Annotated in this window: 10 protein-coding genes; all 10 read left to right on the forward strand. The window is 29.9% G+C overall.

The genetic code is table 11. From position 1 onward, the window contains the following. Positions 1-7 precede the first annotated feature (7 nt). The 10 genes from A7L45_RS09735 (at position 8) to A7L45_RS09785 (ending at position 15,056) form a co-directional block, all read left to right on the forward strand. Positions 8-7,375 (forward strand): RHS repeat-associated core domain-containing protein, encoded by a 7,368-nt coding sequence (locus A7L45_RS09735; RefSeq protein WP_071612597.1) that lies wholly within the window; start codon positions 8-10, stop codon positions 7,373-7,375. Positions 7,376-7,420: 45 nt separating this feature from the next. Next, entirely contained in the window at positions 7,421-7,897 is a 477-nt protein-coding gene (locus A7L45_RS09740) for a DUF6985 domain-containing protein (protein ID WP_071612598.1), read from the forward strand. 159 nt (positions 7,898-8,056) lie between these two features. Next, positions 8,057-8,479, forward strand: coding sequence for a hypothetical protein (locus A7L45_RS09745; RefSeq protein WP_071612599.1), 423 nt, complete (start codon positions 8,057-8,059; stop codon positions 8,477-8,479). Positions 8,480-8,622: 143 nt separating this feature from the next. Next, entirely contained in the window at positions 8,623-9,252 is a 630-nt protein-coding gene (locus tag A7L45_RS09750) for a hypothetical protein (protein ID WP_071612600.1), read from the forward strand. A gap of 407 nt (positions 9,253-9,659) precedes the next feature. Further along, positions 9,660-9,869: an RHS repeat domain-containing protein gene (locus A7L45_RS24345; RefSeq protein ID WP_236900483.1), complete on the forward strand. Its 210-nt coding sequence runs from the start codon at positions 9,660-9,662 to the stop codon at positions 9,867-9,869. After that, entirely contained in the window at positions 9,856-11,952 is a 2,097-nt protein-coding gene (locus tag A7L45_RS09765) for an RHS repeat domain-containing protein (RefSeq protein WP_071612601.1), read from the forward strand. Before A7L45_RS24345 ends, A7L45_RS09765 begins: the two co-directional genes overlap by 14 nt. A gap of 270 nt (positions 11,953-12,222) precedes the next feature. Beyond that, on the forward strand, positions 12,223-12,735 hold the full coding sequence (locus A7L45_RS09770) for an RHS repeat domain-containing protein (RefSeq protein WP_071612602.1): 513 nt from the start codon (positions 12,223-12,225) through the stop codon (positions 12,733-12,735). Positions 12,736-12,828: 93 nt separating this feature from the next. Beyond that, entirely contained in the window at positions 12,829-13,560 is a 732-nt protein-coding gene (locus A7L45_RS23770) for an RHS repeat-associated core domain-containing protein (RefSeq protein ID WP_479415228.1), read from the forward strand. A 20-nt stretch (positions 13,561-13,580) separates the two neighbouring features. Beyond that, a complete protein-coding gene (locus A7L45_RS09780; RefSeq protein WP_071612603.1) occupies positions 13,581-13,874 on the forward strand; it encodes a tetratricopeptide repeat protein in 294 nt (97 codons plus the stop codon). A 42-nt stretch (positions 13,875-13,916) separates the two neighbouring features. After that, on the forward strand, positions 13,917-15,056 hold the full coding sequence (locus A7L45_RS09785) for a tetratricopeptide repeat protein (RefSeq protein WP_071612604.1): 1,140 nt from the start codon (positions 13,917-13,919) through the stop codon (positions 15,054-15,056). Positions 15,057-15,403 lie beyond the last annotated feature (347 nt).

The following is a 15,403-nucleotide window of genomic DNA, read 5'->3' on the forward strand; positions in this document are numbered from 1 at the left end:
GAATTATATGATACTTACATATAAGGAACTTAAAATAGATATACCTTATGATGCGGTGCAGGTGGAGAATATAGAGGTCAAACAGGCTATTAATGATCATGGCTATTTAAAATTAAATTTATTAATAGAAGAAGGTAAAATCTCCGAATATATAAATAAAAATATCACAGATGAAAAAGTAATTGTAGAAATAGATTCACAAAATATGAAAAAAACATTGTTTATAGGGAAAATAAGTGAAGTTCATATGAGTTATGAAAGTAATCTTCACATAATGGAGATTAGATGCATTTCTTATACTAATGATTTTGACATTAAGAAAAACAGTAGAACTTTTTGTAATTTAGGTATGACTTACAAAGATGTGATAGCAAAAGTTTTAGAAAGTTACCCAGGAGCAAGCTTTAAAGATGAAGTTACACAAGGAGCTTTAATAGAAGATTTTCTACTACAATATGAAGAAACAGATTGGCAATTTTTAAAACGTCTTGCATCTCATTTTAATGCTGTTTTGATTTCAGAGTGTACAATAGATTATGGAAGATTCTATTTTGGACTACCAATGATTAATAAAAGTGAAAAAATAATTTTAGAAGAATATGAAGTTACAAAAGATATTGATACTTATAATAAACGAGATGCATTAGGTCTTAAGGAAAATTTCCTACAAGAATATATAGCTTGGGATATTATAAGCGATAAAGACTTTGAGTTAGGTGAACAAGTAGTATTAAATAATGTTGCATGTAAAGTAGCCCAAATTCATACGGAAGTTTCTAAAGAAGAAATAAAAAATATTTACACAATGGTACTTGAAAGAGGAATTAGAACTGTTTATAAAACTAACCATAAAATATTTGGAATGAGCATACCAGCTATTATAAAAGAAGTTAAAGGAAATAATGTTAAGGTACATTTCACAATAGACCCTGTATACGAGGAGTTTTCAAATCAGAAATATTTCACTTATGCTATTGAGAGTAGTAGCTGGTATTGCATGCCCGAAAAAGAGAGTGAAGTCCATATATATTTTCCAACAAATGATGAAAAGGAAGCAATTGCAATCCATGCAGTAAGAAGTAATGGGGAAAATGCACAATATGCTAGCAAAATACAAGACCCAGATATTAAATCATTTTCAAATCCAAGTGGAAGTGAAATGAAGCTAACCCCAAGTGATATGAATTTTAAAGCAGATGATAGTGGGAGCGTAGCTTTGAATTTAGCACAGTCAGGAGATGTATCTCTTACTGGTAAAAATATAAATTTTACAGCAACAGAAAATTTAGAACTAGGAATGAGAAATGGAGATGGAGATACACCTGCTCTTAGACCTGAAACTATTCAAATTTCGGCTAAAAGCAAAATAGAGATGTCAAAGGGGGGGACTCTGGGGCTTCAAATAACTGATCAAACTTTTTTGCAAGGGCCTAAAATCATATGTGAAGGAAGCATTAAAGACGTAGTGCCATTACCAGAGGGTATAGCGAATAGAGATAAAGGTGATGCAGAGTTAATAAATAAAATTAATGCACAAGCTAAATATGCAACAGAGCAAAAGATTCAAGAAGCTAAAAGTAAGATGGGATTTGGATTAGTTGCAGCAGTAATCGGAGTGGTAGCAATAGCTGTAGCAGCGGTAGTTATAGTAGGAACAGGGGGATTAGCACTTGGTCCTATAGTAGCATTAGTAGGTGGAGCTACAGCAGTGCTTGCAGGTGTATCCGAAATGGCGCAAGGCAGCACAAGTTATAGTAAAGCCCAGAGCGGAGACTTCTCAGATACCGGGAACTTTTTGCTGGATACAGTTTGTAGAGGGAATAAAACCCTATATAACATAGTGAAATATGGATCAGTTATGGTAGCGGCAATATCAATTGCTGTTTTAACAGGGGGAGCAGGGTCTTTTCTAGTGAAAAAGCTTGCAGTTGATATGGGTGGCGATGTGGCTATTAATGCAATAATGGACTATGCACAAGATGGTGTACTTAATAACAGCTTAACTAGTTATGCAGATTCAGCTATAATGTCTGGAGGATTATCTTGCGTAAATATGGGTATGATGAATAAACTTGAAAAATTCGAAATTGGATGTAAGAATTTAGGCAGAATTAGAAATGTGTCAGATGTGGCATTCAATGCAGCGGGAGAGATAGCTACAACAGGAGATGCAAATATAACAGGCATCATTTTGAAAAAATACATTGGTAATAAACTATGTTTCTCTGATCCAGTTGATGGAGCTACAGGAAGTTTATATATACCAGCAACAGACATTGTACTTCCAGATATCCACGAAGAGTTTAAAATTGAAAGAAAATATGAATCTGTAAACACTAGAACTGGGTCCCTTGGAATGGGATGGACAACAAACTTTGAAAGTTATCTGTATTTAGAGAATGAGCTTGTAAATGTACTTTGCACAGATGGCCATGTTGAAACCTTTACTGAAGTAGATGGAATCTTTATTAATGATAAAGGTGGAGCAACTGTCTATACATTAAAATGTCATGATGATTCATGGATCTTCAAGTCCTATGCAGACAAAAAAACTTACAAATATAATAATTTAGGGAACCTTATAAGTATAACTGACAAACATGAAAATGAACTTTCTATAACCTATATAGGAGAAAATATAGATACACTTACCACTTTTTCAAACTATAAACTTTTCTTCACTTATAAAGAAGGAAAAGTTATTCAAATTAAAGATGAACTAAACAGAATAGTTCAATATAAGTATGAAGGACAATATTTAACAGAAGTAGTTCACGTTGATCGTGGAATAACAAGGTATACTTATAATGAAAATGGATTTATAAACAGCATTACAGATCAAAATGGACAAACTTACACTAAAAACTTCTTTGATATTAGAGGAAGAGTGACAAAGCAAGACTTTCCAAATGGAGATACTTGTAATATAACCTATGATGATGCAGAAAGGGAAGTAACATTTTATTACCTACAAAGTCAAAGGACAGAAAAAACAAGGTTTAATAAAGATGGACTTATAACGCATTTGTTTTATGAAGATGGAACCACAGAGGAATATAATTATGACGATTATCAAAACAAAATCTATACAAAAGATAGGAATGGCTTTGAAACTTATAAGGAATATAATGCTTTTGGAAGTCTATTAAAAGAGACATTGCCAAATGGATTAAGTACAGAATATGTTTATGATGAAGAGCAGAACTTAATAAAGCAGGCAGATAACAATGGAAAAGAGAATATTTACGTTCATGATAATGAAGGTAATTTAATAGAAGAGAAAACAAAGATTTCAGTTGGGCAGTGGAAAATTGAGGGGTACACTTATGATTCATATGGAAGAATATTAACTAAAACAGATGGAAATAAAAACACTTCAAAATATGAATATGATCTAGAAAGCGAAGATCAAGACAAACAAGGAAAAGATCCAGTAATAGTTACTACAAATAGTAATTATGTATACAGATACGAATATGATGAAGTGGGCCGCAATACCTCAATTGAAACAGATTATGGAACTATAGAATTTGGGTATAATAATTTAAATTATGTATCAGAAATTAAAGATGGCAATGGAAATAAAACAACAAAATCTTATGATAAGATGGGTAACTTAATAAGGGTTGAGACGCCAAATGGTGGGAATTATAGCTATAAATATGACCATATGGATAGGCTGTTAGCTATAAAAGATCCAATGGGATCAATTGAGAAAAATATAAGAGACAGCGAAGGAAACATAATAAAAGAGGTAAATCCAAATTACTTTGATGAGGATTTACAAAATGGTTTAGGCATAGAGTATGTCTATGACAAAGATAATAGAAAAATAAAAACACTATACCCAGATGGTGGAGTAGAAAGATTTGTTTTAGACCCTAGTGGAAATGTTATAAAACACATAGGTCCAGAATACTACAATGCAAAAATAGATGATGGACTGGGGTATAGCTATATCTATGATTCAATGAATAGACTAGCTTCTATAATAAATGAAGAAGGAATCCTGGATAAAACCTTTGAATATGACCTTCATGGGAATATAATTAAGGAAATAGATAACGAAGGAAACTCTACTTTATTTAAATATGACTTACTTTGCAATCTAATTGAAAAAAGGGTGGCAGTTGAAAAAGAAAAATATAATTTAACCTGCTATTACTATGATGAAAATAGCAACAAAATCTTAGAAAAACATGGAACAGACCTAGTTAATAAAGAGGAATATTGTAATTACTATCACGAAATCTATTTTGAATATGATAAAGAAAATAGACTTATCGAAGTTAAAGATAAACATGGTGCAAAAGCAAGATACAAATATGACTCATTAAATAATAAAATTTATGAAAGCTTTAAAATAAATGATACTACAGAAAAAATAGTTCATTATAACTATGATAAAGCAGGAAATTTAGTTGAAAAGAAAGAAGAGATAGATGGTAAGTTTATTTCACCAGAAAATAAGGATAAAAATATCTGGGCAATCACAAAATATGAATATGATAAAAATGGCAATACCACTAAAATAATAACTCCAAAAGGCTTTGAAATTGGAAGAGTATATGATGTTATCGATAGGGTTATAGAGCAATACGAAAAAGATGACTTAAATAATATCTTTAGAAGCCATGTATATAAATATGATAAAGCCAGCAATATCATAGCTTTAAGTGAATATAGTGGGAAAGATGCAAGACTTATAAACAAAAAATACTCAAGTGAAAATGACTATAACATAAAAGCTCTTGATAGATACGAAAAAGTTAAAGAAAATAAAAAGTTATTAAAAGACTTAAAGTTTGAAGAAGATAAAAAAAGTAAAACTTATACCTATGATTCTCAAGATAGACTTACTCACTTTAAAAATATTTCAGGAAATACCACAAGATTAATTTATGATAAAAATGATAGAATAATAAAACAAATACTACCAGAACAATATGATGAAATTACAGACGATGGGTTAGGTACAACCTATGTTTACAACCTAAAAGGTCAAGTAATCCAGGTAAAAAACGCCCTTGGAGAAACAGTAACGAGAAATACTTATGATCCAAAGGGAAATATGGAAACCTCAATTGATGGTGAAAACAATAAGGTTGAGTATACCTACACCTTACTTGGTCAAATTAAGGATATAGTAACTCCAAACTCCAGAAAAGAAAATAAAAAAGCTCAAAGTTATAAATACGACGCTAGGGGAAACATAACTGGAATCACTGAGGGGAATGGAAACCAAACAAGCTACATGTTAGATGATTGGGGAAGAATAACTCAAATAGTAATTCCAGAAGGTGGAACTGAAAAATACACCTACGATTATGCAGGGAATATTATAACAACAACTGATGCAAATGGTGGAACAATAACTTATAGTTACAATAGTTTAGGTCAAGTATCAGAGATAAAAGATCAAGAAGGAAATAGTGAATTTTTCTATTATGATGAGGAAGGTAATTTAAGTAAGCAACAGGACAGAAACGAAAACATAGTGGATAGAATTTACAATATTGATAAAAATATAGTTTCTGTAAAAGCTTATAAAAACCATAAAAAAACAATAGAAGAAATATCAAAAGAGCAAAAAATCTTAAACATTATAGATCAAAGATTTAACTATAATGAAGATGGAACACTAAAAAATGCATACACAGGAAATATGTTATACGAATATAGCTTTAATGATGAAGGTATGCTGGAAAGCAAAAGTGCATCAGGAAAAACACTTTTAAATTATGCTTATGATAAGAATAATAACATTAAAACTATAAAAGATATCACAGGTAAAAGTAGCATTTACAGTTATGATGCGGCAAATAGGGTCAAAGAAATAAAAGATAACAATGAAAACACCGTAGTAGATTATGCTTACTTTAAAAATGATAATATAAAAAGCATAAACTATGGAAATGGTTTAAAGACAAAGTATAGCTATGATGGTGATGGCAATGTTGAGAGCTTAGTTACAGTAACTTCAACAGGTGAGGTATTAGTAGATTATAACTATGCTTATGACCTAAATGGAAATAGAATAGAAAAAGTAAGTAGTAAACATAAAAACCACTACACTTATGACAGCATGAATAGATTAAAGGATTCTAGCTATGATGGGAGACAAGAGAGCTTTACCTACGATAAAGTAGGGAATAGACTAACAAAAACAACAAATGATATTACAGATAATTATATTTATAATGTAAAGAACCAGCTAAAGGAATTACATCAAGATTCTTGCACAAATCACTTTACTTATGATAAACAAGGCAATACAATAAAGGAAGAAAGTAACCTAGGTGTAAACACCTTCGAGTACAATACATTAAACCAGCAGGTTAAAGCTATAACTAAGGAAGGAAACACTTTAATTAGTAGATATGATACTGAAGGTCTAAGAGGTGAGATTGAAGAAAATGAAAAGTTAACAAGATTTATTTTCCATAAGGAAAATGTTTTAGTTGAAACTGATAAGGATTATAATTGTATTTCTAGATTTATTAGAGGGTATGAGGTTGTAGCTGCTGATATTGCTAATGGAGATTTAGGGAGTAATAGATATTATTATACTCAGGACGAGCAAGGTAGTACAGTTTTTATTACAGACAAGGAGCAACAAATAAAAAATGAGTATTGTTATGATGCTTTTGGTAATCTTTTAGAAAGCACCGAAGATGTTCATAATAGGATAACTTATACTGGGCAGCAGTTTGATGGGATTACACAACAATACTACTTGAGGGCTAGGTTCTATAATCCTGTTATTGGAAGGTTTACTCAGGAGGATGTTTATAGAGGTGATGGGTTAAATCTTTATAGTTATTGTGGAAATAATCCGGTGGGGTATTTTGATCCTAGTGGATATGCGAAATGTCCAACAGGGAGTAATAAAGAAACTAATTTTGATGAATACTCATATAATAAGAAGTATAATCAAACATCTAAAGATGGAGATAGAGGTCAGTGGACCGGTGAACGTGCTGAATCTAAGTATATTCCAAGTTCTGAAAAGATAAAAAAAGAGCTTGAGAAATATGGGCTTAATGGTATACAATATAGAAATGGAGAGGTTGATTTTACTGATGTTTCATGGGCAAATGTAAATATTAATGGGATGAGCGGAGGAATAGGTAAAAATAATGATGCTAGGAGATATAATTTTAAAGCTGCTTATAAAGAATTATCAGCTAAGACAGGAATACTACCATATGATTTAGAAACTTTAGTAAAGAAGAATAAACTTACATGGCATGAATGTAATGATATGAAAACTATGCAATTAGTTCCGACAAGTTTAAATTCTTACTTTGGTCATAGTGGTGGAATTGGAGAAATTAATATGATATTTGACTTATTGGAAGGGAAAATAGAATAGTTATTAAGAATATTAATATTAAGTATATAGAAAGAGGGTTATGAAATGAAAAAAATAGTAGATTCAGTATTTGGAGAATTGAAGTATGAACTTGGATGGAGAAAAATATATAACATAAATATATTTGGATGTAACAATGATGTTATTTTAATAGTAGATGGTGAAGAAAATAGAGAAATTATGGAAGAACAAAGGGAGATTTTTTTGGAATTTGATAAAAACAAGAAAAAATTTTTAAATATAGCAGAAGAAAATTTATTTAAGTATTATGTAAACAATCTGGATGAAATAAGAGATTATATTGATAAGAGTGAGTGGGATGATTTAGCACCACAAATTACAAATAGAAATCAACTTAGCAGAATCCTTACACCATGTGAAGTTATTATTCCGAATTTTATGGAAGAAGGAAGTGTCGTATTTGCCATAGCATTTAACAACACGTGGCAAGAAGAGCATACTCTTGTTATTAAATTTGAAAATGATTCTATAGAAATTGGTTCAGAAGATATTATACTTTAGTAACGATTATTAATATATAATAAAAGAGGGGAAAAAGAAAGTTTTAGTATTCAATGTTACATGGTAATGAAGAAATTTGTTTTATGGTTAAGTTTGAAAGCAATACTATAGAAATTGGTGCACAGAGTATAATATTATATTAATTGAAATGGAGTAATTATGAAAATTATAGATGTTAAAAAAAATCCTAATATCATATATGGTAGTATAGCATATATATTAGATACGATAGGGTTAGAAAAATGTGAGAGAACAGAAATAATCAATATTGAAAGCAAGGGGGCATTATGTAAAATATATACAGCAGGTACATTAGTAAACTTTATTAAAAAAAATAAAAAATTCAAAGTCGTGGCATATTCAAGAAAAAATTGGATATATTGTTTATCAGTTTATTATAACGAAGAGTATCATTTAGCATATTTAAAGAAAGTAAAATGTAAAGAATGTGGAAGATACGAGGATGTTTTATATCCACCTATGACTATAGGTCCAGTTGAAGAAGTAAATTTTGGTTTTGGAGAAATAAAGTGCCTAGAATGTGGAAAGAAATTAGATAAACATTGTATTAGAATTGAATAATTAAATATATTTTATAATTGGAGTTAATATTTTTAAAGATATTAACTCTTATTTTTTGGTTTTATATCGATTGTACGATTGAAAATGGTGAATTTAATGTAGCTTTTGTAAAAATTCTTTAATTAATAACCTGACAAAAACACATGTTCTATAAAAACATATTCAGATTAGGTATAGAAAAATCCATTAAATTAAATAGAGGTAAAGATGATGCAAAAATAATAGATCAGATTAATGCACAAGCTAAGGCTCAAACTGAACAAAAAATTCAAGAAGCTAAAAGTAAGATGGGATTTGGATTAGTTGCAGCAGCAACAGTAGTAACAGGAGGAGCAGCACTTGTTGCTGCTGCAATAATAGGTAAAATTACAGCAGTGGGCGTAGGTGCGTCTGAAATGGCGGAAGGTAGCTCGAATTACAGCAAAGCCCAGAGCGGGGAGTTTTCAAAGTCTCATAACTTCATGCGTGATACAGTTTGTGGACGTAATAAAACCTTGTATAACATAGTAAAATATGGCTCGGTTATGGTATCGGCAATATCAATTGCTGTTTTAACAGGGGGAGCAGGGTCTGTGCTAGTGAAAAAGCTCGCAGTTGATATGGGTGGTGACGCTGCAATTAATGCAATAATGGACTATGCACAAGATGGGGTACTTAATAACAGCTTAACTAGTTATTTAGATTCAGCTATAACCTCTGGAGGGTTATCTTGCGTAAGTATGGGAGCCATGAGTAAATTTAAGAAGTTAGAAAAAGCATCAAAACTTAGTTAGGAAGAGTAACAAAACAAGACTTTCCAAACGGGGATACTTGTAATATAACCTATGATGATGCAGAAAGAGAAGTAACATTTTATTACCTACAAAGTCAAAGGACAGAAAAAACAAGGTTTAATAAAGATGGACTTATAACGCATTTATTTTATAAAGATGGAACCACAGAGGAATATAATTATGACGATTATCAAAACAAAATCTATACAAAAGATAGGAATGGCTTTGAAACTTATAAGGAATATAATGCTTTTTGAAGTCTATTAAAAGAGATATTGCCAAATGGATTAAGTACAGAATATGTTTATGACGAAGAGTAGAACTTAATAAAGCAGGCAGATAACAATGGAAAAGAGAATATTTACGTTCATGATAATGAAGGTAATTTAATAGAAGAGAAAACAAAGATTTCGGTTGGGCAGTGGAAAATTGAGGGGTACACTTATGACTCATATGGAAGAATATTAACTAAAACTGATGGAAATAAAACAACAAAATCTTATGATAAGATGGGTAACTTAATAAGGGTGGAAACGCCAAATGGTGGGAATTATAGCTATAAATATGACCATATGGATAGGCTGTTAGACATAAAAAAATCCAATGGGATTCATTGAGAAAAATATAAGAGACAGCGAAGGAAACATAATAAAAGAGGTAAATCCAAATTACTTTGATGAGGATTTACAAAATGGTTTAGGCATAGAATATGTCTATGACAAAGATAACAGAAAAATAAAAACACTATATCCAGATGGCGGAGTAGAAAGATTTGTTTTAGACCCTAGTGGAAATGTTATAAAACACATAAGTCCAGAATACTACAATGCAGAAATCGATGATGGACTAGGGTATAGCTATATCTATGATTCAATGAATAGATTAGCTTCTATAATAAATGAAGAAAAAATTATAGACAAAACTTTTGAATATGACCTTCATGGGAATATAATTAAGGAAATAGATAGTGAAGGAAACGCTACTTTATTTAAATATGACTTACTTTGCAATCTAATTGAAAAGAGAGTTCCAGTAGAAAAACTTACAACAGAAGAATTAGAAGATAATCAAGCAATATCACTTGAAAAGAATGCTATAAGTAGTAAGCAACAAGAATTAAAATATAACGTAACTTGTTACCAGTATGATGGAAATAGCAATAAAACATTAGAAAAACATGGAACAGACCTAGTTAATAAAGAAGAGTATTGCAATTACTATCATGAAATCTATTTTGAATATGATAAAGAAAATAGGCTTATCGAAGTTAAAGATAAACATGGGGCAAAAGCAAGATACAAATATGATTCAATAAACAATAAAACCTACGAAAGCTTTAAAATAAATGATACTACAGAAAAAATAGTTCATTATATTTATGATAAGGCAGGAAATTTAGTTGAAAAGAAAGAAGAAATAGATGGTAAGTTTATTTCACCAGAAAGTAAGGACAAAAATATCTGGGCAATCACAAAATATGAATATGATAAAAATGGCAATACTACTAAAATAATAACGCCAAAAGGCTTTGAAATTGGAAGAGTATATGATGTTATAGATAGAGTTATTGAGCAATATGAAAAAGATGAAATAAATAATATCTTTAGAAGCCATGTATATAAATATGATAAAGCCAGCAATATCATAGCTTTAAGTGAATATAGTGGGAAAGATGCAAGACTTATAAACAAAAAATATTCAAGTAAAAATGACTATAACATAAAAGCTCTTGGCAGATATGAAAAAGCTAAGGAAAATAAGAAGTTATTAAAAGACTTAAAGTTTGAGGAAGATAAAAAGAGTAAAACTTATACCTATGATTCTCAAAATAGACTTACTCACTTTAAGAATGTTTCAGGAAATACAACAAGATTAATTTATGATAAAAATGATAGAATAATAAAGCAAATACTACCAGAACAATATGATGAAATTACAGACGATGGGTTAGGTACAACCTATGTTTACAACCTAAAAGGTCAAGTAATCCAGGTTAAAAATGCCCTTGGAGAAACAATAACGAGAAATACTTATGATCCAAAAGGAAATATGGAAACCTCAATTGATGGTGAAAACAACAAGGTTGAGTATACCTACACCTTACTTGGTCAAATTAAGGATATAGTAACTCCAAACTCTAGAAAAGAGGATAAAAAAGCTCAAAGTTATAAGTACGATGCCAGAGGAAACATAACTGGAATTACAGATGGTAATGGAAATGACACAAGCTATACCCTAGATGATTGGGGAAGAATAACTCAAATATTAACTCCAGAAGGTGGAGCTGAAAAGTATACCTATGACTATGCAGGTAATATTGTTACAACAACTGATGCAAATGGTGGAACAATAACTTACAGTTACAATAGTTTAGGACAAGTATCTGAGATAAAGGATCAAGAGGGAAATAGTGAATTTTTCTATTATGATGAAGAAGGAAATTTAAGTAAGCAACAGGACAGAAACGAAAACATAGTGGATAGAATTTACAATATTGATAAAAATATAGTTTCTGTAAAAGCTTATAAAAACCATAAAAAAACAATAGAAGAAATTTCAAAAGATAAAAAGATCTTAAACATTATAGATCAAAGATATAACTATAATGAAGATGGAACACTAAAAAATGCATACACAGGAAACATGTTATATGAGTATAGTTTTAATGATGAAGGAATGCTAGAAAGCAAAAGTGCATAAGGAAGAACACTTTTAAATTATGGCTATGATAAGAATAATAATATTAAGATAATAAAAGATATCACGGGTAAAAGTAGTATTTACAGTTACGATGATGCAAATAGAGTTAAAGAAATAAAAGATAACAACGAAAACACCGTAGTAAATTATGATTACTTTAAAAATGATGATATAAAAAACATAAACTATGGAAATGGTTTAAAGTCGAATTATGGCTATGATGGTGATGGAAATGTTGAGAGTTTAGTTACAGTAACTTCAACTGGTGAAGTGTTAGTAGATTATAACTATGCTTATGACTTAAATGGAAATAGAATAGAAAAAGTAAGCTCTAAGCATAAAAATAACTACATCTATGACAGCATGAATAGATTAAAAGATTCAAGCTATGATGGAAGACAAGATAGCTTCACCTATGATAAAGTAGGGAATAGACACACAAAGACAACAAATGATATAACAGATAAATATGTTTATAATATAAAGAACCAATTAAAAGAATTACATCAAGATTCTGGCACAAATTTCTTTACTTATGATAAGCAAGGCAATACAATAAAAGAAGAAAGTAACTTAGGTGCGAACACCTTCGAGTACAATAATTTAAACCAACAAGTTAAAGCTATAACTAAGGAAGGAAATACTTTAGTTAGTAGATATGATAGTGAAGGTTTAAGATGTGAGATTGAAGAAAATGAAAAGTTAACTAAGTTTATTTTCCATAAGGAAAACGTATTAGTTGAAACAGATAAGGACTTTAATGCAATTTCTAGATTCACTTGAGGTTATGAAGTAGTTACTGCTGATATTGCTGAAGGAGATTTAGGGAGTAATAGATATTATTATACTCAGGATGAACAAGGTAGTACAGTCTATATTACAGATAAAGAGCAACGTATAAAAAATGAGTATTGTTATGATGCTTTTGGTAATGTATTAGATAGCAGAGAAGATGTTCATAATAGGATAACTTATACAGGACAGCAATTTGATGGGATTATAGGGCAATACTACTTGAGAGCTAGATTCTATAACCCTATTATTGGAAGATTTACTCAGGAGGATGTTTATAGAGGCGATGGGTTAAATCTTTATGCTTATTGTGGGAGTAATCCGGTGGGGTATTTTGATCCTAGTGGTTATGATAGAAAGAAACGTACACCCAAAAACAATGTAGTATCTGTAGAAATACGACCAGATGGCAGCAAAGTTTATACTTTAAAATATAGACCTAAATATAATAAAGATCCTAACGAAACTTTCGATATTACTTTTGATAAAGACGAGACACCGTTATTTAGTAAGCACCCTGAACATTTATATAATAATGGAGGGGATGGAAGTAAAATAGTATTACCTAATGGGTTTAATGGCAGGGATAAAGATAAGCGAGATGCAAAAAAAATATATAATGAAAAGTATGGGAAAGAGATACCCTCTAAATATGAACTTGAACATTCAAATGATTTAGAAACATTGTATGTTGTTAAGGAAGAGGTACATGGAAGTGTGGGTCATACTGGAGGTAATGCTAAAGCACAGGACCTTAAGAAAGAACAACAAAATAATGTAACACAATGTAAAAATAAAGGCAGAGGGCATAAATAAAACAGAAATGAGGATCTAGAGTGAAGATAAGTGAAGAAGTTGAAAAGTATACAAAACTAATATTAAGTGATAAAGATAATATAGAGAATTATAAAAATAGAGCTAAGTTATATATTAGTATTAGAAGATATATGGACGCTTTAAAGGATTATAATGAAATTATAAGGATCTGTAATAAAGATTCAGAGTTATTTTATGAAAGAGCAAATATATACTTAATGATGGCAGAAAGCAATTTAAATAAGCAAGGTGAAATGTGGAGAAACAAAGACCGATATAACAATGCACTTATAGATTATAATACTGTAATTTAATTAGAACCAAGAAATAAGAAATATTATGTAGCGAGGGCAAATTTGTTAACAGACATTTTTGAAGAAGATTTAGAAGCTTTAAATGATTATCTTTTAGCATTTGAACTTGATCCTAATGATGATAAAGTATGCTCATTAATAGGTAATATGTATTCTCTATTAAATGATGATGAAAATTCAATAAAGTATTATAAGATAGCATTAAAATTAAACTCACAAAATTATGAAGTCTGGTATTCTTTAGGATCAGCTTATGATGTTAATGATAAAGTTGCAGAAGCTATCGAATGCTATACAACTGTTATTAATGGGGGCAAACACCAAAATCATGTTTATTATGATAGAGGTAGTTGTTATTATAGAAATAAAATGTATGAAAAAGCATTAATGGATTTAGAAATGTTTATACAACTGGGGGAACCTGAAAATGAACGGACTTACTTTCTTAGAGGAAATATTTACGAATGTTTAGGAAACTTTGAAGAAGCATTAAAAGAATATAAAAAAGTTTCATCTATAAATAGGGAAGATTATATATTAGATAGAATAGTGCAGTTATATCGTAAATTTAAGGATGTAAATCTTTTAAAAGATGAAATTAACGGAATAATAGATGTGAATAAAATTAATTCATTATCAAAACCAGATAAAGAGCTAGTGGATAAACAAGAGAGTGATATTAAAGTTGAAGAAAATAGAGATAATTTAAATAAAAAAATAATAGTATACGGAAATATAACAATAAAAGAAGAAGAGAAATCTATTTCTATTAAGGATTTAAATGATTTTGAAAAGTATATAGGAAACATATTACCAGAAGAGTATAGAAGATTTATACTTCAATGTAATGGGGGTAAGCTTAATCCCTATAAATTTATAACAAAAGATAAATTTATAAAATCATGTGCTATGAATATATTACCATTATCTAATAATAAAATGCCTAATATAAAAGAGAAATATGAAGTTTTTAATAAAGGGGATTTAATTCCCAAAAATCTTTTAGCAATTGTGATGGATCCAACTGAATCACCAATTTGTATTTGTCTTAAAGGAAAAAACATAGGTAAAATTTATTATTGGAATAGTGCATTTGAAAAAGATTTTGTAAAACCATCATATAAAAATATGCATTTAGTAGCAGACAATTTTGATGAATTTATAAGCGGGTTGTATGTATGAAAAGTATAGTTTCAAAGTCTTAATTTTTAAAAAATAAAATAAATTCCAAAGTGGATATATGTTTATAGTAACAAAGAGTACAAATTATTAGATTAATTAAAACAAGATAAATAAGAAACTACCCTCTATAGTAATAAAATTTCTATAGAGGGTAGTTTGTTTAGGTAAATAGAATTACACATTAGCCTAGAATACTACAATGCAGAAACAGACAATGGGCTAGGATATAGTTATAAGCAGAGCAATATGATGAAACCAAAGACGATGGCTTAGGTACAACCTATGTTTACAACCTAAAAGGTCAAGTAATCCAGGTTAAAAATGCCCTTGGAGAAACAGTAACGAGA

The organism is Clostridium estertheticum subsp. estertheticum, from assembly GCF_001877035.1.
Taxonomy (GTDB): domain Bacteria; phylum Bacillota; class Clostridia; order Clostridiales; family Clostridiaceae; genus Clostridium_AD; species Clostridium_AD estertheticum.

Excerpts from the sequence above, each read along its gene's own strand:
- A7L45_RS09750 (WP_071612600.1), top strand. The coding sequence starts at position 8,623 with ATGTTCTATAAAAACATATTCAGATTAGGTATAGAAAAATCCATTAAA.
- A7L45_RS09765 (WP_071612601.1), top strand. The coding sequence starts at position 9,856 with ATGGGATTCATTGAGAAAAATATAAGAGACAGCGAAGGAAACATAATA.
- A7L45_RS09740 (WP_071612598.1), top strand. The coding sequence starts at position 7,421 with ATGAAAAAAATAGTAGATTCAGTATTTGGAGAATTGAAGTATGAACTT.
- A7L45_RS09735 (WP_071612597.1), top strand. The coding sequence starts at position 8 with ATGATACTTACATATAAGGAACTTAAAATAGATATACCTTATGATGCG.
- A7L45_RS09745 (WP_071612599.1), top strand. The coding sequence starts at position 8,057 with ATGAAAATTATAGATGTTAAAAAAAATCCTAATATCATATATGGTAGT.